The sequence below is a fragment of the Tamlana crocina genome, assembly GCF_012037625.1.
Map to the genome: position 1 here is coordinate 1 of NZ_JAAVJS010000083.1, position 633 is coordinate 633.

Consider the following 633-nt stretch of genomic DNA (forward strand, 5'->3'; position numbering starts at 1 on the left):
GGAAGTAATAAAAAACCCGCCATCTAAAAGGTGGCGGGTCTCTTCATTAACTAAACTCCCAATTAATAATAGGTATATCTTCTCACTTTCGCAATGTATTTTGCCAGCCTTATTACCTGGTGGCTGTACCCGTATTCATTATCATACCAAACATAGAGTATAACATTGTTGCCTTCGTTAGAAACTATGGTAGCATTGCTGTCATAGATAGAAGGTTGTGCAGAACCTACAATATCTGTAGATACCAGTTCATTATCGATGGAATATTTGATCTGTTCCACAAGATCTCCCTCCAGGGCATACTTTTTAAGGATCTCATTGATCCCTTCTTTTGAAGTAGGATTTTCTACCTGTAGATTGAGAATGGCAAGAGAGCCATTAGGAACAGGAACACGAATTGCATTTGAAGTGAGTTTACCGTCAAAAACAGGTAAAGCTTTTGATACTGCCTGTCCGGCTCCGGTTTCGGTAATCACCATGTTAAGTGCTGCTGCACGGCCTCTTCTGTATTTCTTATGCATATTATCAACCAGGTTTTGGTCATTCGTATATGCATGAATGGTTTCTAGGTGGCCATGTACTACTCCTAAAGAATCCTGAACTGCTTTTAACACAGGAGTGATCGCATTTGTG

Annotated in this window: 1 pseudogene; it reads right to left on the reverse strand. The window is 40.1% G+C overall.

Annotation, left to right across the window (positions count from 1 at the left end):
• Positions 1 to 62: 62 nt before the first annotated feature.
• Positions 63 to 633: pseudogene (locus HC176_RS15720) on the reverse strand (glyceraldehyde-3-phosphate dehydrogenase); the annotation flags it as partial.